The 23,041-nt window shown below is 67.1% G+C and carries 19 protein-coding genes; 9 read left to right on the plus strand and 10 right to left on the minus strand.

Translation table 11 applies throughout. From position 1 onward, the window contains the following. Nucleotides 1-35 precede the first annotated feature (35 nt). Both EPO41_RS00535 and EPO41_RS00540 read right to left on the minus strand, forming a co-directional pair. On the minus strand, nucleotides 36-1,925 hold the full coding sequence (locus tag EPO41_RS00535; RefSeq protein WP_296319136.1) for a sodium:solute symporter family protein: 1,890 nt from the start codon (nucleotides 1,923-1,925) through the stop codon (nucleotides 36-38). Between the two features lie 13 nt (nucleotides 1,926-1,938). Next, entirely contained in the window at nucleotides 1,939-2,208 is a 270-nt protein-coding gene (locus tag EPO41_RS00540) for a DUF4212 domain-containing protein (protein WP_296319138.1), read from the minus strand. Between the two features lie 242 nt (nucleotides 2,209-2,450). Between EPO41_RS00540 and EPO41_RS00545 the strand changes: the two genes are divergently transcribed. Both EPO41_RS00545 and EPO41_RS00550 read left to right on the plus strand, forming a co-directional pair. Beyond that, nucleotides 2,451-3,047: a hypothetical protein gene (locus EPO41_RS00545; RefSeq protein WP_296319141.1), complete on the plus strand. Its 597-nt coding sequence runs from the start codon at nucleotides 2,451-2,453 to the stop codon at nucleotides 3,045-3,047. A 31-nt stretch (nucleotides 3,048-3,078) separates the two neighbouring features. Next, nucleotides 3,079-3,720: a response regulator transcription factor gene (locus tag EPO41_RS00550; protein ID WP_296319143.1), complete on the plus strand. Its 642-nt coding sequence runs from the start codon at nucleotides 3,079-3,081 to the stop codon at nucleotides 3,718-3,720. Here the strand turns inward: EPO41_RS00550 and EPO41_RS00555 are convergent. Then, on the minus strand, nucleotides 3,710-7,129 hold the full coding sequence (locus tag EPO41_RS00555) for an ATP-binding protein (RefSeq protein ID WP_296319145.1): 3,420 nt from the start codon (nucleotides 7,127-7,129) through the stop codon (nucleotides 3,710-3,712). The two genes, EPO41_RS00550 and EPO41_RS00555, sit on opposite strands and share 11 nt — an antisense overlap. Before the next feature lie 75 nt (nucleotides 7,130-7,204). On the opposite strand from EPO41_RS00555, the gene ettA reads away from it, so the two are divergent. Further along, nucleotides 7,205-8,881, plus strand: coding sequence for an energy-dependent translational throttle protein EttA (gene ettA / locus EPO41_RS00560; RefSeq protein ID WP_296319146.1), 1,677 nt, complete (start codon nucleotides 7,205-7,207; stop codon nucleotides 8,879-8,881). Nucleotides 8,882-8,910: 29 nt separating this feature from the next. Beyond that, on the plus strand, nucleotides 8,911-9,366 hold the full coding sequence (locus EPO41_RS00565; RefSeq protein WP_296319148.1) for a hypothetical protein: 456 nt from the start codon (nucleotides 8,911-8,913) through the stop codon (nucleotides 9,364-9,366). Nucleotides 9,367-9,499: 133 nt separating this feature from the next. Here the strand turns inward: EPO41_RS00565 and EPO41_RS00570 are convergent, their stop codons facing one another. From EPO41_RS00570 to EPO41_RS00585, 4 genes are all read right to left on the minus strand, one after another. Continuing rightward, nucleotides 9,500-11,152 (minus strand): tetratricopeptide repeat protein, encoded by a 1,653-nt coding sequence (locus EPO41_RS00570; protein WP_296319150.1) that lies wholly within the window; start codon nucleotides 11,150-11,152, stop codon nucleotides 9,500-9,502. Between the two features lie 116 nt (nucleotides 11,153-11,268). Continuing rightward, nucleotides 11,269-11,796, minus strand: a complete 528-nt coding sequence (locus EPO41_RS00575; protein WP_296319152.1) for a hypothetical protein — start codon at nucleotides 11,794-11,796, stop codon at nucleotides 11,269-11,271. 225 nt (nucleotides 11,797-12,021) lie between these two features. Next, nucleotides 12,022-12,846: a sugar phosphate isomerase/epimerase family protein gene (locus EPO41_RS00580; RefSeq protein ID WP_296319155.1), complete on the minus strand. Its 825-nt coding sequence runs from the start codon at nucleotides 12,844-12,846 to the stop codon at nucleotides 12,022-12,024. 77 nt (nucleotides 12,847-12,923) lie between these two features. Further along, the gene (locus EPO41_RS00585; RefSeq protein ID WP_296319158.1) at nucleotides 12,924-13,724 is read right to left on the minus strand and encodes an alpha/beta fold hydrolase; all 801 of its coding nucleotides are present in this window, start codon (nucleotides 13,722-13,724) and stop codon (nucleotides 12,924-12,926) included. 246 nt (nucleotides 13,725-13,970) lie between these two features. Between EPO41_RS00585 and EPO41_RS00590 the strand changes: the two genes are divergently transcribed. Next, on the plus strand, nucleotides 13,971-14,513 hold the full coding sequence (locus tag EPO41_RS00590) for a TetR/AcrR family transcriptional regulator (protein ID WP_296319160.1): 543 nt from the start codon (nucleotides 13,971-13,973) through the stop codon (nucleotides 14,511-14,513). An 80-nt stretch (nucleotides 14,514-14,593) separates the two neighbouring features. On the opposite strand, the gene cysE is transcribed toward EPO41_RS00590, so the two are convergent. From cysE to EPO41_RS00605, 3 genes are all read right to left on the minus strand, one after another. After that, nucleotides 14,594-15,406: a serine O-acetyltransferase gene (gene cysE, locus EPO41_RS00595; protein WP_296319162.1), complete on the minus strand. Its 813-nt coding sequence runs from the start codon at nucleotides 15,404-15,406 to the stop codon at nucleotides 14,594-14,596. Between the two features lie 110 nt (nucleotides 15,407-15,516). Further along, the gene (locus EPO41_RS00600) at nucleotides 15,517-16,113 is read right to left on the minus strand and encodes an ABC transporter substrate-binding protein (protein ID WP_296319164.1); all 597 of its coding nucleotides are present in this window, start codon (nucleotides 16,111-16,113) and stop codon (nucleotides 15,517-15,519) included. A gap of 81 nt (nucleotides 16,114-16,194) precedes the next feature. Further along, the gene (locus EPO41_RS00605) at nucleotides 16,195-16,989 is read right to left on the minus strand and encodes a VacJ family lipoprotein (RefSeq protein ID WP_296319166.1); all 795 of its coding nucleotides are present in this window, start codon (nucleotides 16,987-16,989) and stop codon (nucleotides 16,195-16,197) included. A gap of 242 nt (nucleotides 16,990-17,231) precedes the next feature. On the opposite strand from EPO41_RS00605, the gene EPO41_RS00610 reads away from it, so the two are divergent. The 4 genes from EPO41_RS00610 to metH are packed head-to-tail and all read left to right on the plus strand — an operon-like array spanning nucleotide 17,232 to nucleotide 22,841. Beyond that, a complete protein-coding gene (locus EPO41_RS00610) occupies nucleotides 17,232-18,212 on the plus strand; it encodes a metalloregulator ArsR/SmtB family transcription factor (protein WP_296319167.1) in 981 nt (326 codons plus the stop codon). Continuing rightward, complete coding sequence (gene metF / locus EPO41_RS00615) at nucleotides 18,209-19,141, plus strand: methylenetetrahydrofolate reductase [NAD(P)H] (protein ID WP_296319169.1); 933 nt, start codon at nucleotides 18,209-18,211, stop codon at nucleotides 19,139-19,141. Before EPO41_RS00610 ends, metF begins: the two co-directional genes overlap by 4 nt. Then, nucleotides 19,138-20,193: a homocysteine S-methyltransferase family protein gene (locus EPO41_RS29710; protein ID WP_363246936.1), complete on the plus strand. Its 1,056-nt coding sequence runs from the start codon at nucleotides 19,138-19,140 to the stop codon at nucleotides 20,191-20,193. The genes metF and EPO41_RS29710 overlap by 4 nt, the downstream gene beginning before the upstream one ends. Next, a complete protein-coding gene (gene metH / locus EPO41_RS00620; RefSeq protein ID WP_363246937.1) occupies nucleotides 20,193-22,841 on the plus strand; it encodes a methionine synthase in 2,649 nt (882 codons plus the stop codon). The genes EPO41_RS29710 and metH overlap by 1 nt, the downstream gene beginning before the upstream one ends. Nucleotides 22,842-23,041: the final 200 nt, after the last annotated feature.

Here is a 23,041-nt window from a genome sequence, read left to right on the forward strand (position 1 = left end):
GCCCCGCCCTCCCTTTCATCGGTTCGCGGCGGCCGTCAATGCGCCGCTTCGGCATTGCGCACCGATCCCGCAGGCACGCGGATCGAGTCGATGAAGTCCTGCATCTCGGCCGATGCGGGCTTGGTCACCCAGCCGGCGACCAGCATGGCGACGAACGCCGCCGGGATGCCGAAGATGCCGACCGAGATGTTGTTGATGCCCCAGATATACGCGACGTCGCGGCCGCGGATCTTGACGATGTTGATGTCGCCCATCCAGCTCAGGCTCTGCTTGACCCACGGCCCGTAGAACTCGGTCGCGATCAGGAAGAACATGCAGAGGCCGAACCCGACGATGATGCCCCAGACGCCGGCCGCATCGCCCGCCCTCTTCCACCAGATGCCGAGGACCAGGCCCGCGAACAGGCCGGCCGCCGCCATCGAGAAGGCCCAGGATACCAGGAACAGGATGTCCGCGCCCAGCGTGCCTGCGACATAGGCGGCGACCAGAGCCACCAGGCCGAGCAGGACGCGGCTGATGATCAGGCGGCGCTTGGTGTCGGCATGGGGGTCGATCATCTTGTAGTAGATGTCATGGCTGAGCGCGTTGGCGATCGCGAGCAGCAGACCGTCCGCCGTCGAGAGCGCGGCGGCAAGGCCGCCGGCCGCGACCAGCCCGGAGATCACGTACGGCAGGCCGGCGATCTCCGGCGTGGCCAGCACGACGGCGTCGGTGTGCAGGCGGAACTCCGAGAGCTGCAGGATGCCGTCGCCGTTGCCTGTGACGCCCTTGCACAGAGCGAAGGTCTGGGCCGCGTTGGCGCCGTCGCAGGCGCCGACGAGGCCGATGCTGCCCCAGGAGGAGACCCAGGCCGGCAGGCTGGCGATCGGCTGTCCGATCACGTTCTGGTACACTTCCAGCTTGGCGAAGGCCGCATAGGCCGGCGCGGTGAAGTAGAGCAGGAAGATGAAGAACAGCGACCACGCCACCGAGTCGCGCGCCTGCTTGACGGACGGCGTGGTGAAGTAGCGCATCAGGATGTGCGGCAGCGACGCGGTGCCGACCATCAGGCAGAGGATCAGCGCGAAGAAGTTCCACATCGCCGTCGGGCTGTAGGCGCCCTTGGCGTCGGTGAAGGCCGAGACGTAGGGCTGTGCCACGCCGAAGGTCTTCTCCAGCGCCTCGATCTTCTCGAGTGCCTGGCCGTACATGATCTGCGGGATCGGGACGCCCGTGACCTTGGCCGAGAGCACGACGACCGGGATCAGGTAGGCGATGATCAGGATGATGTACTGCGCCACCTGCGTCCAGGTAACGGCTTTCATGCCGCCCAGCATCGAACAGAGCAGGATGCCGAGCAGGCCCACGAAACAGGCGACCTGGAAGCCGATGTCGAGGAAGCGTGCGGTGATGATGCCGACGCCAACGATCTGCGCCACGACATAGGTGAAGGAGGCGGTGATCAGCACGACCACCGCGAGGGCGCGCGCCACGTTGCCGCCGTAGCGGGCACTGAAGAAGTCCGGCACGGTGAACTGCCCGAACTTGCGCAGGTAGGGCGCCATCAGGATCGAGACCAGCACGTAGCCGCCCGTCCAGCCCAGCACGAAGGCGAGACCGCCGTAGCCGCCGAAATAGAGCGAACCGGCCATGCCGATGAACGAGGCGGCGCTCATCCAGTCCGCGCCGGTGGCCATGCCGTTGTAGAAGGCGGGAACGGCGCGGCCCGCGACGTAGTATTCGTTGACTTCGGCGGTCCTCGCCAGCCAGCCGATCAGCGCGTAGACGCCGAGAGTCAGGAAGATGAAGAGATAGCCGAGGATCCGATTCGGCACGCCCAACAGCTCGAGCACGCCGATGAAGATCGTGAACCCGATGAAGGTGCCGGTGTAGAGGGCGTAGATGCGCCCGAGATTGGCGAGAAACCCGCCCTGGATGGCTGCCATGGTCGTTCCCTCGTCACTCGTCCTGGACGCCGAATTCGTGATCGATCCTGTCCTGCGCCTTGGCGTTCCAGACGCACATCAGGACGAAGGCGATCAGAGAGCCCTGGGCCGCCATGTAGTAGCCCAACGGGAATCCGATGATCCGGATCGTGTTGAGCTGCGGCGCCCAAAAGTGGATCAGGAAGCTGAAGAAGAACCATGCGGCGAGGATGAACAACATCAACCGCTTGGTCTTTTCCCAGTAGGCGGCCTGTTGCGAGGCCGTCAGTCTGCTTTCCGCCATGCGCTGGTTCCTCCAAGGACACGTTGGAGGCGCCGCTGAACCATCACCGTCGCGATGAGTTGGGGTTTTCCCCGAATGTACGCTTACTCCCCATCGCCCGGTCGTTCGGGCGCCATGTTTCTTGCTTGTCGTTTACTCAGACTATGTGAATATACAGCAAGTGTGATTCACTGTCAGTGCGGTGAGACCCCCTACCTTAGTCGAATATTCATTCACAGGCGGTGCAGCCCACGAGAAGCAGGATGCTGGAAGGGCTCAAGAGCTACCTCTTTCCGACGCGCATTTGTTCGCGCATAGAGCTAACGCGCTTCGTCAGCGGTGAGGCGTCGTACGTCGCCCAACGGTCCACTTACGAATTCTCACGCAATACGCTCGCCTGGTTCGGCCAGGCCGCCTTCGGTGATCCCGCCTTCAACGACGCCTTCGCGGTCTGCCGCTGGGAAGCCTTTGCCGCGATTGCCGCCGACATGACCTTCGTCGTGCGGTCCTTTCTCGACGGTGGAGGCGACCTCGATCCGGCCCTGGTGCGTGTCTACGCCGACGCGCTGGGCGAATATCCCGCGCCGGTCCACCGACCCCAGGGCTGGAGCGATCGCCATGCGGCCCTGCTCAGCCGCTTCGCCGGCATTCCGTCCGATCATCGGCTGGACTTCAAGGCCATGGGCCACAGGACGGGCGTGCTGATCCACGAGCACGTGCCGGCCCGCTCGAAGAACGCGGAGGAGGAACGCCAGGTGCTGGCCGCAGCCGTGACGTTCGGCCTGATCTCCTTCAACGATCGCCTGCCCAAACGTCTCGATCGCGACGCGCTTGTGCACGACCTGCGCCATGCAACTTGATTCTCACGGTCCCGATGGTCACCCTTGCCGCATGGCTGACACCGAACGCTTCCTTGTAGCCGACGACCATCCGATGGTCCGTGACGCGCTGGTGTCCGCGCTCGGTCAGGTGTTCGTCGGCGCGCAGTTCACCATGGCGGGCACGCTGGCCCAGGCGCAGGCTGCGCTCGACCGGCAGCCCGACACCGACGCCGTCCTGCTCGACCTCGATATGCCGGGCATGGACGGGCTGACCGGGCTTGCGCGGCTGCGGTCCGAGCATCCGACCGTGCCGATCATCATCGTCTCGGCGGCGCGCGAAGCCGGCGTCGTGCAGCGTGCCTACGAGTTCGGCGCCTCGGCCTACATCGACAAGTCCGCCTCTCTCGAGGAGATCGCCGGCATCGTTCGCGCCGTGCTCGACGGCGAGATCTTCGCGCCGCCGGATGCCGTGGCCGGCGACAGCTTCGCCCAGCGCGCCGCGCAGCTCACGCCACAGCAGTGGCGCGTGCTGGCGCTGATGGTGCAGGGCGACCAGAACAAGCAGATCGCCCACAAGCTCGGTGTCGGCGAGGCGACCGTGAAGGCGCACGTGACGGTGATCCTGCGCAAGCTCGGCGTCCGCTCCCGTACGCAGGCCGTGATCGAGGCGCGCGGGCTGGCGTTGCCCGGCCCGGAAACGCTCAGGCAGTAAGACGCCCCGCCGCGGCGCTGCGCAGGCGCAACAGCGCGCGCAGCGAGGCTGGCTTCACCGGCTTGTGCAGCAGTTCGACCTGTTGCGCCCGCGCCCGCAGACGCAGCGTCGGGTCGCGATCGGCCGTCACGAGGGCCGCCGGCACGGTGCGGCCCCAGGCCTCACGCAACGCCATCACGGCCTCGAGCCCATCGGCGCCTTCGTCGAGATGCAGGTCGGCCAGCACGAGGTCGGGCAGGCGGCCGGCGCGGATCACCGCGTCCAGCGCCTCGGCCAGCGTCGCCGCCGTCGTGACCTTGCATCCCCAGCCGCTAAGCAGCGCCGCCATCGCCTCGCGCACCCGCGCCTCGTTGTCGAGGCAGAGCACGAAACTCTCGACCTCGATCGACGGCATGGGCTGTGGCGCCGGCGTGGCACTGGGCAAGGTCGCCACCGCGGGCACCCTCGGCACGGTCACGGAGAAGGTCGAACCGCGGCCGGGCGCCGAGGCGAGGCCCACGGGAAGATCGAGCATGCGGGCGATGCGATCGACGATGGCGAGCCCAAGGCCCAGCCCTCGCTCCTCGCGCGGCCCCTCGTCCTCGGGCTGCAGCCGCACGAACTCGTCGAAGATCACAGCCTGCTTGTCGGGCGGGATTCCCGGGCCGTTGTCCCTCACTTCGATGCGCAACGAGCCGCTGGCGCGGCGGCAGCCCAGCAGCACCCTGGCCGGCCTTCCCTCGATCCGGCCGTAGCGCAGGGCGTTCGAGAGAAGGTTCTGCAGGATGCGACGCAGGAAGGCCGGATCGGTGTCGACGAAGGCGCGCGTCGGCACGATCACGAGTTCGACGCCGTGCCGGGCCGCGGTCGGCGCGAAGGCGGTGCCAAGCGACTCGAACAGCGGCTGCAGCGCGAACGCCCGCTTCTCGGGCTTGAAGGCGCCGGCATCGAGCTTGGAGATGTCGAGCAGCGCGTCGAGCAGCGATTCGACGGCGCCGAGGCTCGCATCGATCTTGCCGCCCAAGTCGTTGCGCGGATCGCGGTCGATCATCGCCGCCGTGAAGAGGCGTGCGGCGTGCAGCGGCTGCAGCAGGTCGTGGCTCGCGGCTGCGATGAAGCGCGTCTTGCCGAGATTGGCCGCCTCTGCCTCGGCGCGGCTGGCTTCGAGTTCGGCCGTTCGCTCGGCCACGCGCTGCTCCAGCGTCTCGGCGGCGCGGCGCAGTTGGCTGTCGCTGTCGCGCAGCGCCTCGGCGGTGCGTACCCTCGCCGTCACGTCGTTGCAGGTGGCGACGAAGCCGTCCTCAGGCAGCGGATCGAGCCGCAGCTCGATCACGCGGCCGTCGCGCGTGGCGATCTCGTGCGTCTGCGGCGACTCGGGCCGGCGCAGCAGGTCGACGACGTCGGGCGCGGCACCGAACTCGCGCGGGGCGGCGCCGACCGCGACGGCATCGTCGTCGAGCGCCAGCAGTGACGTGAAGCGATCGTTGAAGATCTCCAGCCGGCCATCGCGATCGAAGGCGGCGATGCCCATGCCGACATGGTCGAGCGTGTTGCGCAGGATCTCGTAATTGTAGCGGATCGCCTCGGACGCCTCGTCGATGATGGCGCGCGCGCTGCGCGGCAGCAGCCGGCCGCGCCGGCCCGAGGCCGCCACGATCACGCGCGCCGAGGCGGCGCCCAGGGTGCCCGACAGCATGCGCTCGGTACGGGCGAGCGCGGTTTCCAGCGACAGCTCGCCCGACAGCGTGCGGGCCGCACGCTCGACGCCGACGAAGCGCGCGAGGAGCTGGCGCAGCTCCTCGATGCGGGTGGCGTCGGCCGGCGCGCGGCGCGACGGCGGCCGCGGCTCGGCGCCCAGCACGAAGGCATCCGCCTGCTCGCGGTCGCGGCCCTCCGGCCGTACCAGCAGCGAGACGCCGACCAGCAGCGCCGTGTTGACGGCGAGGCAGACCAGGAACCCCTGCAGCACCGGATCGAGCGCAGCCAGCGGCGCCGGCAGCCAGGACACGAACGGCGCCGCCGGTCCGTCGCCTGCACCCTGGCGCAAGGTCGGCAGCAGCAGCGCGTAGAGCCAGACGACGAAGCCGCCGAGCAGGCCCGAGACGACGCCGAAGCGGTGCGCGCGCTGCCAGTAGAGGCCTAGCACGAGGCCCGGAGCAAAGTTGGCGACCGCACAGAACGAGATGAGGCCGATCGAGGCGAGCGGCAGGTAGCCCGAGATGATGCGCTCGTAGGCGTAGCCCGCCATCAGGATCAGCACGACGGCGGCGCGGCGCACCAGCACCACCAGCGGGCCCATGTCGCGCACGACGCCGGCCTGCCGGCGCAGCAGGTAGGGCATCAGCAGCTCGTTGCCGATCATGCCCGACAGCGCCATGCAGGCCACGATCACCATCGAGGTCGCGGCGGAGAGACCGCCGATGAACACGAAGGCCGACAGCCAGCTCTCGCCGCTGACCAGCGGCAGCTGCAGCACGTAGAGGTCGGGGCTGACGTTCGGCCCGAGCAGCAGCAGCCCCGCCGCCGCGATCGGGATGACGAACAGGTTGATCAGCACGAGATAGGCGGGAAACAGCCAGCGCGCCGTCCTGAGGCTGGCGGGATGGTCGTGCTCGACGACGGCGACGTGGAACTGGCGCGGCAGACAGAGGAAGGCCATGCCCGAGAGCAGCGACATCACCACCCAGGTGAGCGGCGAGGCCTCGCGCGTCAGTCGCTCGGCTACGGCCGGGACCTCGGCCAGGCGTCCCACCATATCGGCCGGCCCGTCGAACAGGAACCAGACGACGAAGGGACCGACCGCCAGTAGCGCCAGCAGCTTGACCACCGATTCGAAGGCGATGGCCAGCATCATACCGCGATGCTGCTCGGAAGCCTGCACGTTGCGCACGCCGAACAGGATGGTGAACAGCGCCATCAATGCCGCCACGATCAGCGAAGTGTCGGCATGCACGACACCGGGTGCGCCGCCGCTCCACGGCAAGGGCGCGGCGATGGTGCGGAACGACGAGGAAACGGCCTGGAGCTGCAATGCGATGTAGGGCAGCACGCCCACCGTCGCGAACAGCGTGGCGATGACGCCGACGGCGCGGCTCTTGCCGTAGCGGGAGGCCAGGAAGTCGGCGATCGAGGTGACATTGTGCTGCTTGGCCAGCCGCACCATCTTGGCGACGACCGGATAGCCCAGGGTCACGACCAGGACCGGGCCGGTATAGATCAGGACGAAGTCGATGCCCGAGGTCGCCGCCCGCCCGACCGCGCCGTAGAAGGTCCAGGAAGTGCAGTAGATGGCCAGCGACAGGCCGTAGACGACCGGCGCCACCGAATTCCGCGACCAGTCACGCGCATAGCGGTCGCCGAAATAGGCCACGGCGAAGAGAAGCCCCAGATAGGCCAGCGACAGGGCCAGGACAGCCGGTTCGACCAGCATGCGTGCGCGTTTCTCCCGGCGTCATTGAACCGTTTCGGCGGGGCCGCTACAAGCGCTGCACACCAAGGAATTACAATGGCTTCTTACCAGTACATCTACGTGATGAAGGGTCTGAACAAGACCTTTCCCGGCGGCAAGCAGGTCCTGAAGGACATCTGGCTGTCGTTCCTTCCCGGCGCCAAGATCGGCGTGCTCGGCCTCAACGGGTCGGGCAAGTCCACCCTGCTCAAGATCATGGCCGGTCGCGACGACAACTATACCGGCGAGGCCTGGGCGGCCGAGGGCGTGAAGGTGGGCCTGCTGGAGCAGGAGCCCGGCCTCGACCCCAACAAGGACGTGCTGGGCAATGTCATGGACGGGGCCGGCGAGATGGCGAAAATGCTGGCGCGCTTCGAGGAGGTTTCCAACGCGTTCTCCGACCCCGACGCCGACATGGACAAGCTGATCGCCGAGCAGGGCGAGCTGCAGGAGAAGATCGACGCCGGCAATGGCTGGGACCTCGGCCGCACCGTCGAGATCGCGATGGACGCGTTGCGCTGCCCGCCGTCCGATGCCGACGTGACCAAGCTCTCGGGCGGCGAGAAGCGCCGCGTGGCGCTGTGCCGCCTGCTGCTCTCCAAGCCCGACATGCTGCTGCTCGACGAGCCGACCAACCATCTCGACGCCGAGTCGGTGGCCTGGCTGGAGCGCCATCTCGCGGAGTTCCCCGGCACCGTCGTGGCCGTGACCCACGATCGTTACTTCCTCGACAACGTCGCCGGCTGGATCCTCGAACTCGACCGCGGCGCCGGCATCCCGTGGGAAGGCAACTACTCGTCCTGGCTGAAGCAGAAGGACAAGCGCCTCGAGCTGGAAGAGAAGACCGCCGACGCCCGCCGCCGCACCATGCAGCGCGAACTCGAATGGATGGGCACCAGCCCCTCGGCCCGCCGCTCCAAGAGCAAGGCGCGTATTGCCGCCTACGAGCGCATGGTGGAAGAGGACAGCCAGCAGACGCTCGACCGGGCGCAGATCGTCATCCCGGCCGGCCCGCGTCTCGGCGACCATGTCATCCGCGCCGAGGGCATCTCCAAGGGCTTCGGCGACCGGCTGCTGATCGATAACCTGTCGTTCAACCTGCCGCCGGGCGGCATCGTGGGCGTCATCGGCCCCAACGGCGCCGGCAAGACCACGCTGTTCAAGATGATCACCGGCCAGGACAAGCCCGACAGCGGCACCTTCTCGGTCGGCCCGACGGTGAAGCTCGGTTACGTCGACCAGAGCCGCGAGACGCTCGATCCCAACAAGAGTGTGTGGGAGGAGCTTTCGGGTGGCCTCGACATCATCAAGCTTGGCACCCGGGAAGTGTCCAGCCGCGCCTATTGCGGCTCGTTCAACTTCAAGGGCGCCGACCAGCAGAAGAAGGTCGGCCAGCTCTCGGGCGGCGAACGCAACCGGGTGAACCTCGCCAAGATGCTGAAGAGCGGCGCCAACGTCCTGCTGCTCGACGAGCCGACCAACGATCTCGACGTCGACACCCTGCGGGCGCTCGAGGAGGCACTGGTCGAGTTCGCCGGCTGCGCCGTCGTGATCTCGCATGATCGCTGGTTCCTCGACCGCACCGCCACCCACATGCTGGCCTTCGAGGGCGACAGCCATGTCGAGTGGTTCGAGGGCAACTACCAGGACTACGAGCTCGACAAGCACCGGCGCATGGGTACCGACGCCGACCAGCCGCACCGCATCAAGTACAAGCCGCTGGTCCGCAGCTAGGGTGTGGCCGGCGCAGCGATGGCAGCGGCATGAATCCACTCAACGAGGTCCAGTGGGGACAAGATTGGGCGTGGGGCGTGCCGCTGATCGCGCTGACCTGCGTCATCCACATCCTCTGTCTGGCGGTTTTCACCGGCCGGGTCGACCGCCTGCTCGACACGATGCGGGACCGCGGCCGTCACGTCACCCTCATCTTCTCCCTGGTGATGGCGATGGCCGTGACCCTGGTGACGACCCTGCACATCTTCGAAGGCGGCATCTGGGCGCTGGCCTTCCGTTTCCTCGGCGCCATCCCCGACAACCGCTCGGCGATGCTCTACTCGCTGGGCGCGCTCACCACCTACGGCGACACCACCATCAACCTCGCCCACAACTGGAAGATGCTGGGCGCCCTGGAAGCGGTGAACGGCATGCTGCTGTTCGGCCTCACGACCGCGTTCCTATTCGCGATGATCCAGAGAGTGCTGCCGCCGGCGAAGCGGTGAGGCGCGGCTGAGGCCTTGAAACTCCTCGCCCCCGATAGGGGGAGAGGGACACGAGGTTGGTCGCGCGTATCGTCGACGCTCCCGGACATTGCTACGCAATGTCCTGACGCTAACCGGCGGGGCGACGCCCCGCCTAAGCAGCTTCCCTCCGACACAGGCACGATGCCCGCACCGGCATCTCCGTCCGTGCGGCCGCGAGATCCAGCCGTGCCTTGATGAGCGGCGCCTCGACCGTCTCGCCGCGGCGCGTGAGGCATTCGTGGAGGCCATGCAGGCTCCAGACGTTCTCGGGGTGCCAGCAGGCGCGGTTGGTCTTGCCGTCGAAGCCGAGGTCGGCGCGATAGACCGCCTCGGCCTCGGCGAGGTGACCCTGCTCCAGCAGGAGCGCTCCCAGCGCATGGCGCGTCGGCTGCATCCAGCCCCAGGGCTCGTCGTAGGGCAGCGAATCGTCGAGTTCGACGGCGCGGCGCAAATGGGCGAAGGCGAGATCGAAGTTGCCGCGGCGATATTCCAACTCGCCGGTCAGCATCTCCTCGGCGATCGCCAGCAGGTCGACCATGGTGTTGTTGTGCAGCCGCCGGCTCTCGGGCACGCGCGCCTTGGCGGCGCGGAAGGCGGCGCGCGCCTGCTCGGCCTGCTCGATCTCGCCCAGCACCGAATGCGCCACGCCCTTGGCGTAGAGTGTCATCGCCGTGGTCGAGCAGTAGAGATCGGGGTCCTTCGGCAGCTCCTGCGCGATGATCTCGCGCCACTTGCCGAAACGCACCAGCACATGCTGCTTCATCGAGAGATAGCCCTCGACGAAATCGGCCATCGGCGGCGACTGGATGCGCAGCAATTCCTCGGGCGTGGTGTCGATCAGCTCCTGCGCCGCGGTGATGGCGGGCGTGTACTGGCCGAGGAACATGGCGCCGTAGACGATGAAGTGATGGTCGTGGCTGCGATACATCGAATAGACGTTGAGGGCGCCCTCGCGCGCCAGGTACTTGCGGTCGACCACGACCGCCTTTTGGTTGTAGACGACGACGTCGCGGTAGTTGCCGCACAGCACGTCGATATGGGTCGGCATGTGCACGAGGTGGCCGGAGTCCGGCACGAGGTCGCGCAGCCGGTCGCCAGCGCGCAGCGCGCGCTGCGGGAAGGGCGACATCTCCATCAGATGCACATAGAGATGCAGCAGACCGGGATGGTCCCAGCTCGCGGGAATGTCGCGGAAGGCGCTCTCCAGCACCTCGACCGCCTCCTCCGTGCCGGCGCCCGGCGTCGGCTGGCCGGTCTTGAGGTCCCACATCTGCCAGGGCGTCTCGTTCATGATCGCCTCGGCGAACACCGAGCGCAGGTCGAGATCGTGCGGATGGGCGCGGAACAGCCTGCGCATCTCGACCGTGAAGGCCTTGTCCCACGTCGTCTGGTCCTCGATCGCCTCGCGCTGCGGATAGCGCGCCGGCAGAGTACGGATCAGCGCCTGCTCGACCGGCGAGGCGTTGGGCGCGGCGGCCAGCGCGCGCTGCATGGCGTCATAGGAGGCTTCGAGCGCGCGCTTCTTGCCGGCCGGGTCGTAGCGGTGCCAGGGGAGATTGTAGTTCGGCCCGGCAGCGTAGGAGATGCCCCAATGCGCCATGGCGCAACCGGGATCGGTCTCCAGCGCCTTCTCGAAGCACTTGATCGCCTCGGCATGGTTGAAGCCGTAGAGCCAGTTCAGGCCGCGATCGAACCAGAGCTGCGTCTGCAGCGACGAGGTGGTGACGGTCCGCTTGTAGGCGCCGAGATCGTAATAGTCGTCCATGGTCCATGCCCTCGCTGCGATACGGACACATGGTGCCGTCGCCTGCGGGGTTGCGCCAGTCTCGAACGGGCATGGACGTGGGAAAGCGGATCGTCATCTTTCCGGACGAAGCACAGTCACCCGTCCGGCCGGCTCGTCCACCGCGGCGGCAGCAGCCTCGTGTTGAGGACGAACGGCACGCTGTTGTCGCTGAGCCGGATCACGCCGACGAACGGCAGGTCGTAGGAGGCATGGAAGTAGATCTGCGAGCGCTGCACCACGCCGTAATCCTCGTTGAGCGGCGGCAGGCCGAACAGGGCGCGGAAGGGACACCTGAAGGTCGCGGACTCGCCCGGTTTCAGCTCCGAGGCCGATCCGTCGGGAAAGCGCACATCGGTCGCCTCGATGAGGGTCGGCTCGCGGCCCGAAGCGCGGACGTGATCGAGCACGCAGGCGAACTTCAGGCCTTTCATCGCAAACCACGGGCTGGGATTCTCCGCCGTGAAGGTCGCGTCGAAGGGCGACCCGGCCTTCTGCTCCTCCGACGCATAGCCCGGCACCGGCCGGATCGCCCAGGCGCCGATGCCAGCGCCCGCGACCACGACCAGCACGGCCAGGAAGACGATCAGGCTCTGCAGCGACTGCGCACCGCTCCGCGCCATCATTCGCAATTCCTGCTGCAGGGTCGTGGTCGGCGGCGGTAGCGGCCTCGGCCCCGAAGCCCGGGGCGGCTGCTTGCGCGCTCTCGGCTTCGTGCCGGAAGAAGGTGGCTTCGCACCGGAAGAAGCACTCTTCCGCGACTTGCTCGGGGACTTCTTCTTCTGCGCCATGGTTTGAACAGGTAGCGCTTCCCGCCCGCGGCATCCATCCCGCCGCTGGTCGCAGGCGGGTCAGGAGAAGGCGATCTCCAGCGCGCGCCGCGTCGCCCTCGCACCCTCGCGGGCGACATCGACGGCGGGCTGCGCCCAGTGGACCGGATTGGGCGCCTCGTAGCTCACCCAGCCCTCGTAACCCTTGGCCGCGAGAAGCTGGAACAGCTCGCTCCAGCGCACCACGCCCTGCCCCGGCGGCAGGCGATCGACCGGCGGCGCGGCATTGGGCGGCGCGTTCGGCACATCGCTGTACTGCACATAGAAGATCTCCGAGGCCGGCACTTCCTCGAAGCCCCGGCCGGGGCGACCACCCCGCTGCAGGTGATAGGCATCGAGCAGCAGCCCCACATGCTTCTGTCCGGCCTTGGCGATCAGTTCGCGCAGGATCTCAAGGCGGCTGACGATCGGATGCTGGAACTGGTATTCGAGCGCCAGCCGCAGGCCATGCCGCGCAACGATCTCGCCGGCACGGCGGATGTTGGCAACGCCTTCCTCCAGCGACGCGCCGCCGGGTCCGATCCCACTCATCACCGTCGCGCAATCGAGCGTGACCGCCCTCTCGCACGCCTCCTCCAGCGAGGCGAACAGCCGCTCGCGATCTTCCGGCGCGGCGAAGGTCCAGCCGTACTCGCAGCCGACGGCACTGATGGGCAGCCCGTTCGCGCGCACGCGGCCCAGCACCTCGGTGTTCGACAGGCCGCGCTCCCGCACCCGCATGAAGTCGACGCGGCGCAGTTCGACCGCGTCGAAGCCGCCGGCCTTCGCGGCAGCGAGTGCTTCTTCGAACGGTGTCGTGTCCACCGTCCAGAGATGGAGGGCGAGACCGCGGAACTTGTGGCGCATGTTTTATGATCCCCTCGTCCGATTATGGACGGCCGGGACAGGCGCTCAAGCTGGGTCGTGGACCACGGCGGCGGTTCCTAGACTCCCCGGGAGCCGGTCGCAGGGGCCCCCGCTGGATCCGGCAGCTCCGCCCAGAAGCTCATCAAGGCCTCGGCGACCGGCACGGGCGTCTCTTCCGGCCACCAGTGGCCTACGCCCGCCAGATGCGCCATTTTCGCGCCCGATCGCTGCGCTGCCCACTCATGCTGCTCCAACGTCCCGCTGGCTCGCCCGATGTCGTCGACGGCGATGAGAGCGAGACCCGGGCGTCGTGCGGCGCTCGGCAGGAGCCGTCCCGCTTCGGCCATCGCCGGCTGTCGTGCCGACCGCAAGAGCTTGAGGACGGCCCGACCCATCTCGGGATCCATGCCGGCCGCGACCCGCTCCGCCATGCGCCCGGTCATCCCGAGGGCTGACGTCACCGCGAGTCGCTGCTCCAGGTCGCCTCCCCACAGCTCCTGCACAGAGGCTTCCCCAGGGCCCTCCTGCTGCCACACCTGCGCGCGCGGATGCCAGACGTAATCGGGCGCGAACACGCCGAGTGCATCGGAGGCCCAGCTACGAATCAGATCCGGACGGCTCATGGCCAGCGCCGCGACGTGGATTCCGCCCCAGTCGTGTCCCACCAGGTCAACGGGAGCGCGGAACAATTCCAACTGAGACGCCAGCCAGTCTCGATAGGTCGTCGTCGACGAGTCGAAGCCGCGAGGCGCAGGGACGCCGAACCCAGGCGGGGACAGGGCGATGGCGTCGGCCCGGTCGAGCTCCTTGATGAGGGGGCCCCAGATGGCCGCCGACTCGGGGTTGCCGTGGACGAGGACGAGTGGAGTGCGTGACATGAAGCCACCGTATATACTTGCTGATCGACACGCAAGTATATACGCACAATTGACGGGCAAGGGCCATAGCCGATCGTTCCTCCCGGGCCGCTTGCGCGCGCTTTGTCGAGCGTGCTACCGGCGAAATGAGCCCGCATACTGGCAACTCACATGCTTCTCCGACCCAAAGTCTGAACAGCTCTGTCGCCCGATCAGCCTCCCACTCGTCGCACGCAGCAAGAGCGGCGCGAGCAAACCGAACACAAGGTGGTCGCTGCCGCGACGGCACTCATCGCCGAGTACGGATCGCGCGCACTAACCCTGGCGGAGGTCGGCAAGGCCGCCGGCTACAGCCGGGGGATCGTCTCTCATCACTTCGGCAGCCGCGAGAATCTACTCCGTGCGGTGATGCGTGATGCTCAGGCCTTCAGCCTTCCGGATCCGGGGGAAAGTGCCGGAGCCTGGCTGGTGGACACAGTTCGCGCTTATCTAACGAACGTCACCAACAAACGTCCGGCTGCCCGCGCGTTCCTGCAGATGTGGGGCGAAGCGATTGCCGCCGATCCCGTCCTCATGCCGCTCTACGCAGAACAGGACGCCAGCTTTCGGCGCCTGCTCGCCGATAAGGTCCGCGAGGGGATTCGCGACGGCTCGGTGCGAGCAGACGCCGATCCCGAGGCTATGGCCGTGGCACTTCTTGGCCTCTTACGCGGGATCGCTCTGCAGCTGATCTCGACTCCACCCCCGGCGCGGGCCCAAGCGATCATCGACGAAGCCGAGCGAGCCGCCCGACATGCGCTGAGACCGTGATCAGAAGGCCTTCTTTGCGGGCACGCGCAGCGACGATGCCGCTCACCACCTGCCGGTCTCAACAGATCAAGGCCCTGAGCCTAGATGCGGTGATCCATGTCGAGCGCCGGTTCCGGCACGTCGACGCAGCCGATGATGCGGGCGGGGACGCCGGCGGCGGTGCAGCCGGCCGGCACGGGATCGAGCACCACGCTGCCGGCCGCAATCTTGGCGCAGGCGCCGATCTCGATGTTGCCCAGTACCTTGGCGCCGGCGCCCAGCAGCACGCCGCGGCGTACCTTGGGATGGCGGTCGCCTCGCTCCTTGCCGGTGCCTCCCAGGGTAACGCCGTGCAACATGGAGACGCCGTCCTCGACCACGGCCGTCTCGCCGATCACGACGCCGGTGCCGTGGTCGATGAAGATGCTCTTGCCGATCACCGCGCCGGGATGGATGTCGAGGCCGAACAGGGCACTCGACCGGCTCTGAAGGAAGTGGGCGAGCGTCTGGCGACCCTGCAGCCACAGCCAGTGCGCGGCCCGGTAGCTCTGCAGCGCGTGGTAGCCCTTGAACCAGAGCAGCGGATCGAGATGGGAGGTGCAGGCCGGATCGCGGTCGGCCACCGCCACGATATCGGCGCGCGCGGCGAGGCCGATGCCGGGGTCGGCCGCCAGCGCCTCGTCGAACGTCTGGCGGATCAGCGCGGCGGGCACCTCGGTCGTGCCGACAAGCCGCGCGAGGTGATAGCTGAGCGCGCTTTCGAAGCGGGGCTGGCTCAGGATGGTGGCATGGAGGGTTCCGGCCAGCACGGGCTCGGCGGCCGCGGCCGACTGGGCCGCCTCGCGAATCCGATCCCAGACCGGATCGACCGACCTCAGAAGCTCGGCCGGGTTCTTGGCAAACGCGCTGTCCATGGCGCTCTCCTCCGCTCCGCCCTCGTCCCCTGCGACGCCCGCGAAAGCGATCGACGCGCCTCCCTTGACGGAAGATTACGCCGACCGGCCTGCCGCTGCAATTCGCCGCTTCAGCGTGCGGCTCGGGCTTCCAGCTCGCTGACCAGCGGCTCGACCTTGCCGCCATGGTTCTGGATGTAGGAATTGAAATCCGAACGTCTAGTCATGACCATGCTGACGCCTTCGACCTTCACGTCGGTGATGCGGTCGCCGCGGACTTCCCATTCGAGCTTGATCGGCTGGCCGCTCGTCTGGTTCAGGCGGCTGTCGACGATCGTCACACCGTTGGCCCGGGGCGTGACCTTGCCGATTGTCAGGGTCTGGCCGCCATACTGGCCGAAGCGCTCGCTGTAGGCCTTGGCCTCGGCGGTGGCGACGGCCTTGAGGAAGCGCGTGCGTTCCTGCTCGGTCGCCTGGTTCCAATGCGTGCCCAGCGCCGCGCGGGCCATGGCCGGCATGTCGAAGCTGGTCTGGAGAACGCCCAGGATCGCGGCCTGGCGATCGGCGCCGGTCTTGCTCTTCACGATCTCGATGACCTGCTGCGCGGTGTTCTGCACGATCTGTGAGGGATCGGCGGCAACGGCCGGCGCGACCATGGGCACGGCGGCGAACATCGCGGCGGCGGCCATGAGCTGCAACGCGACACGACGAGAGGCGACCTTCGGCACCGTGCACTCCTATGACGAAATTTGGGGGAAGCGTTCTAGCCCGGATGCCCGATCAACGCACCCTCCGCCGGACTCGCTGCGCTAGCGGACCAGTGCCAGGTTGTCGCGCCGCTCGAGTTCGCTGCGCGCATTGGTCTTCTCGCGCTTTTCGCGAATCTGGTCGGCGCGGTTCTGGGTGTAGGCCGAACGCAGGGCCGCATAGTAGTCGACGCTGTTCTTCTCGAGATCGTCGAGCGCAAAGATCGTGCGGGAACGGTAGTCGACGGCATTCATGCCGTAACGGGCGAGCTGGTAGTAATCCCAATCGACGGCGAGGTTGAAAGTCAGGATACGGAACGGATCGACCAGATAGTCCATCATCAGACCGGTGCCGTCGCGCGCGTTGGATGGGCCATAGGCCGGCAACATGAGATAGAATCCGCCATTCTCCGGCTCGACGCCGGCCCACAGGCCGATCGTCTTGCCGAAATCCTCCTTGGTGCGCTCGAGGCCAAGGCTCGAGGCCACATCGAAGATGCCGGCGACGCCAATGGTCGAATTCACGAGGAAGCGGGCCATCGTCGTGGCGGCGCGATTCGGATCGCCCTGGAAGACCTCGTTAATGGCCGTCACCGGCTCGCCGAGATTGTCGAGGACGTTGCGCACGCCGGTCTGTGCCCGCTCGGGCACGAGGTCGCGGTACATGACTGCCAGAGGGCGGAAGGCCATGACATCGATGGCGCGGTTGATGGAGAAGATGAAGCGGTTGGGCGTTTCCAGCGGATCCCATACCTCGGCGGCCCCGGTATCGCCGGAGGCACAGCCCCCGACAACCGTCCCGGCAAGGGCGACCGCGACAACCGAGCGGCGAATGCTGGCAGCAATGGCTTTCGTCACACCGAACATCAACGCCGACCCCGGATCATCCCGCTGGCCCGGGACGCCGGGCCACAAAGCGCGACGCGACGTTTATCCGTCGCATTGCGCGGTAGTGTTGCACACCGCTGCTGTGGTTTGAAGCAATTCCGGGCACGACATCGCCGAGCCAAGGTTTCCTTTGTTTCTTGTGTTTCGGTGGCCATGGATCGATCCACAATGATATATTGCATACATAAAGATATGCTTATATCATTCTTCGCATGGAACACCTTCTCACCCTGCTGCGGGCCGCGGCCGAGGATACTAGGTTGCGCATCCTGGCCTTGGCGGCGCGCGAGGACCTGACCGTCAGCGACTATGTGAACGTGCTGGGGCAGAGCCAGCCGCGCGTCTCCCGGCACCTGAAACTGCTGGTCGAGGCGGGGCTGTTGGAGCGGTTTCGCGAGGCTCAGTTCACCCGCTTCCGCCTGACCAATGGCGGCGAGGATGCCGCCCTGGTGCGCGAGTTCGTGCGCCGGCTCGACCCCAAGCATCCCCGGATCGCGACCGACCGCGCCCGGCTGGACGCCGTCCAGCAGCGCCGCCAGACCGCGGCCGCCCGTTTCTTCCGCGACAATGCCCAGCGCTGGGATGAACTCCGCGCGCTGCACGTCGCCGACCGCGAGATCGAGCGTGCGCTCAGCCATCACCTGCCGCTCGGCGCGCGCCGGCTTCTCGACGTCGGCACCGGCACCGGCCGGCTCCTCGAGGTGCTGGCGCCCAAGGTCGAGCAGGCGATCGGGGTCGACCAGAGCCGCGAGATGCTGGCGCTGGCCCGCGCCAACCTCGCCCGCGCCGGCATCGACAATGCCGACATCCGCCAGGGCGACATGTACGCCCTGCCCTTCGAATCCGACAGTTTCGACGTCGTCACGATCCACCACGTGCTGCACTATGCCGACGATCCCGCCGCCGCGCTGGCCGAGGCCGCGCGCGTCGTGAAGCCCGGCGGCTCTGTCCTCGTGGTCGACTTCGCGCCACACGACCTGGTCGAGCTGAAGCGCGAGCATGCCCACGTCCACCTTGGGTTTGCCGACAACCAGGTGCAGGGCTGGCTGCGCAGCGCAGGCCTCAATCCGCTCGAACCGATCCATTTTCCCGGCCGCCGCCTGATGACGGGCATCTGGCGCGGCGAGCGCGAGCTGCCGGCCCGCGCCACCCCGCGGCCTGCCGCCGTTTCCGTCCAAGGAGTGACACGATGAGCCCCGATACCGGTCCGATCGGCAATCCCCTAAGCTCCACTGGCAGCACGACCGCGACCGAATTCCCGGCCCGCGCACCGCAGCGGCTCGCCGTGTCGTTCGAGTTCTCGCCGCCCCGGACCGACGCCGCTGAGCAGACGCTGTGGGAGACGGTGAAGCGCCTGACACCGCTCCATCCATCGTTCTTCTCAGTGACTTATGGCGCCGGCGGCTCGACGCGCCAGCGCACGCACGACACCGTGGCGCGGCTCAAGAACGAAACCGGCATCGATGCCGCTGCGCACCTCACCTGCGTGGCCGCCACGCAGGGCGAGATCGACGACATCGCGCGCGCCTACTGGGATGCCGGCATCCGCCACATCGTGGCGCTGCGCGGCGACCCGCCGGGCGGCATGGGCGGCCAGTACACGCCGCATCCCGGCGGCTACGCCAACGCCGCGGCGCTGGTCACGGGCCTGAAGAAGATCGGCAACTTCCAGATCAGCGTCGCGGGCTATCCCGAGAAGCATCCCGCCTCGGCCGACGAGAAGGCCGACCTCGAGAACCTGAAAGCCAAGGTCGATGCCGGCGCCGACCGCTGCATCACCCAGTTCTTCTTCGAGGCCGAGGATTTCCTGCGCTTCCGCGACCGGGCCGCGGCGATGGGCATCAACGTGCCGATCGTGCCGGGCATCATGCCTGTGTCGAATTTCCAGGCCGTCAATCGCATCGCCGGCCTGTGCGGTTCCAAAGTGCCGTCGTGGTTTGCCAGCATGTTCGACGGGCTCGACGACGATCTCGAAACACGCCGCATGATCGCCGCCACCGTGGCCGGAGACCTGTGCCGCCGCCTGCGCGACGAGGGCGTCGAGCAGTTCCATTTCTACACCTTGAACCGCGCCGATCTCACCTTCGCGATCTGCCACCTGCTGGGAGTGCGCCCGCAATGACACGCCAGGAAAAGGCCGAGCAGCTCCGCGAGATCGGCTCGGAGCGCATCCTGATCAAGGATGGGCCGTACGGCTCGATGATCCAGAGCTACAAGCTCGACGAGGAAGGCTTCCGCGGCGGCCGCTCGTTCAATCACGACCAGAAGGGCAACAACGATCTCCTGAACCTGACGCGTCCCGACGTGGTGGGCGAGATCTGCAACGCCTATCTCGACGCCGGCGCCGACATCGTGGCGACCAACACCTTCAACTCCAACGCCATCAGCCTGTCCGACTACGGCATCACCGGCATGGCCCGCGAGATCAATATCGCCGCGGCGAAGCTGACGCGCGCCTGCGCCGACGCCGCCACGGCGCGCGATCCCGCAAAGCCGCGCTTCGTCGCAGGCGCGCTGGGACCGACCAACAAGACCCTCTCGGTCTCGCCCAACGTCAACGATCCCGGCTACCGCGCCGTCACCTTCGACGAGGTGAAGGACATGTACCGCGAGCAGATCGACGGGCTGCTCGACGGAGGCGTCGACTTCATCCTGGTCGAGACGGTGTTCGATACATTGAACGCCAAGGCCGCCCTCGTCGCCGTCGACGAGGCGGGCGAGGCGCGCGACGAGATCATCCCCGTGATGGTCTCGATGACTCTCACCGACCTCGCTGGCCGCAACCTGTCGGGCCAGACCGTCGAGGCCTTCTGGCACTCGGTGCGGCATGCCAAGCCGATCACCATGGGCCTGAACTGCAGTTTCGGCGCGACCGAGCTCCATCCCTACGTGCAGGCGCTGAACCCGCAGGTCGACAGCATGCTCTGCATCTATCCCAATGCCGGCCTGCCGAACGAGCTCGGCGCCTACGACGAGCCGCCGGAGATGACCGGCAAGCTGGTCAAGGGCTGGGCCGAGAACGGCTGGATCAACGTGGTCGGCGGCTGCTGCGGTACGACGCCAGCCCACATCAAGGCGATCGCCGAGGCGGTCAAAGGCATCAAGCCGCGCACCTGGCACGTCCTGCCGCCGGCGCTGCGGCTCTCCGGCATGGAAGCAGCGAGTTTCTTCTGATGAACACTGATCTCAACACGGGCGAGAACAAGCCTCGCGCCACCTTCATCAACATCGGCGAGCGCACCAACGTCACCGGCTCGGCCCGCTTCAAGAAGCTGGTGCTTGAGGGCGACTACACCGCTGCCGTCGAGGTCGCTCGCCAGCAGGTCGAGAGCGGCGCGCAGATCATCGACGTCAACATGGACGAGGGCCTGCTCGACGCCGAGCTGGCGATGGACACGTATCTCAAGCTGATCGCCGCCGAGCCCGACATCGCCCGGGTGCCGATCATGATCGACAGCTCCAAGTGGAGCGTGATCGAGGCCGGCCTCAAGTGCGTCGCCGGCAAGCCGATCGTGAACTCGATCTCCATGAAGGAGGGCATCGAGCCCTTCATCGCGCACGCCCGGAAGGTCCGCCGCTACGGCGCCGCCGTCGTGGTCATGGCGTTCGACGAGAAGGGCCAGGCGGACACCAAGGAGCGCAAGGTCGAGATCTGCGCCCGCGCCTACGACATCCTGGTGAACCAGGTGGGTTTCCCGGCCGAGGACATCATCTTCGATCCGAACATCTTCGCGGTGGCCACGGGCATCGAGGAACACAACAATTACGGCGTCGACTTCATCGAGGCGACGCGGGAGATCAAGGCGCGTTGCCCCGGCGCCAAGATTTCGGGCGGCGTTTCCAACCTCTCCTTCGCCTTCCGCGGCAACGAGCCGGTGCGCAAGGCGATGCATTCGGTGTTCCTCTACCACGCCATCCAGGCGGGCATGGACATGGGCATCGTCAATGCCGGCCAGCTCGAAGTCTACGACCAGATCCCGCAGGAGCTCCGCGACGCCTGCGAGGACGTGATCCTCAACCGCAATCCCAACGCCACCGAGCGGCTGCTCGAGCTGGCGCCCAAGTACAAGGGCACGGGCGAGGTCGCCGAGACGCAGGATGCCGAGTGGCGCAGCTGGCCGGTCGAGAAGCGGCTGGAGCATGCGCTGGTCAAGGGCATGGACCAGTTCGTCGTCGCCGACACCGAGGAGGCGCGGCTGCAGATCGCGCGGCCGATCGAGGTGATCGAGGGCCCGCTGATGGCCGGCATGAACGTGGTCGGCGACCTGTTCGGCGCCGGCAAGATGTTCCTGCCGCAGGTTGTGAAGAGCGCCCGCGTCATGAAGAAGGCGGTGGCGCACCTGCTGCCCTACATCGAGGCGCAGAAGACCGAGGGCTCGCGGCCCAAGGGCAAGATCGTCATGGCGACGGTGAAGGGCGACGTCCACGACATCGGCAAGAACATCGTCGGCGTGGTCCTGCAGTGCAACAACTTCGAGGTCATCGATCTCGGCGTCATGGTACCGTTCCAGGACATCCTGAAGAGCGCCAATGACAACAAGGCCGATATCATCGGCCTCTCGGGGCTGATCACGCCCTCGCTCGACGAGATGGTGACGGTGGCCGAGGAGATGACGCGCCAGGGCATGAACCTGCCGCTGCTGATCGGCGGCGCCACCACCTCCAAGGTCCACACCGCGCTTCGCATTGCGCCGCGCTACAACGGCACGACGGTACACGTCCTCGACGCCTCGCGCGCCGTCGGCGTCTGCTCGGCGCTGGTGTCGGAGTCGGGCTCGCAGGCCGAGGATTTCGCCAGCAAGGTCGCCGCCGAATACGAGGCGATTCGCGTGGAACGCGCCGGCGGCACCAAGGAGAAGGTGATCCCGCTCGCCGATGCCCGCGCCAACGACTTCAAGATCGACTGGTCGGCTTACACGCCGCCGAAGCCGGCGCTCAGCGGCACGCGTGTGTTCGCCGAGTACCCGCTGCACGAGCTGGTCGAGCGCATCGACTGGACGCCGTTCTTCCGCGCCTGGGAGCTGGCGGGCAACTATCCGGCGATCCTGGAAGACCCGGTAGTGGGCGAAAGCGCGAAGAAGCTCTACGCCGATGCGCGCAAGATGCTCGATCACATCGTGCGCGAGAAGTGGCTGACAGCCAAGGGCGTGGTCGGCTTCTGGCCGTGCCGCCGCGAGGGCGACGACGTGGTGATCTATAGCGACGAGACCCGTACGAAGGAGATCTCCCGCCTCTTCTTTCTGCGCCAGCAGATCGAGAAGCGCGCGCCGCGGGCCAACATGTGCCTGGCCGACTTCATCTCGCCGGAGGCCGACTGGATCGGTGGCTTCGCCGTCACCGCCGGCCATGGCATCGAAGAGCATCTCGCCCGCTTCAAGGCCGACCATGACGACTATTCGGACATTCTGCTGAAGGCGCTGGCCGATCGTCTGGCCGAAGCATTCGCCGAGCGGCTGCACGAGCGCGTCCGCAAGACGCTCTGGGGCTACGCGCCCGAGGAGGCGCTCTCCAACGAGGAGCTGGTGCGCGAGAAGTATCGCGGCATCCGTCCGGCGCCCGGCTATCCCGCCTGCCCCGACCACAGCCAGAAGCCCGAACTGTTCCGGCTGCTCAATGCGGGACAGAACGCCGGCATCCAGCTGACCGAGAGCTTCGCGATGATCCCGACTTCGGCGGTCTCGGGCTACTACTTCGCCCATCCCGACGCGCAGTATTTCGGCGTGGCCCGCATCGGTAAGGACCAGGTCGACGACTATGCAAAGCGTCGCGGCGTCACGATCGAGCAGGCGGAGAGGTGGCTGCGGCCGAACATCGGGTATTGATCCGCTCCCGACCGAGCGTCGCCACCTTCCAGTATCTTCCATCACGCCGTCCAGCCAGCCGGCGGCCGACGCTTGACCAATTGTCAGTCAATCGCGCACCGAGTGCCCACTTCGTAAACGCAATCGCCTCCGGGACGATCATCGATTCCCCACAACCGCTGCGATTCTGCACGTGGCACGAGAACTGCAGAGCCAATGTC

The sequence above is a fragment of the Reyranella sp. genome, assembly GCF_004297265.1.
In the GTDB taxonomy this organism is placed as follows: Bacteria; Pseudomonadota; Alphaproteobacteria; order Reyranellales; family Reyranellaceae; genus Reyranella.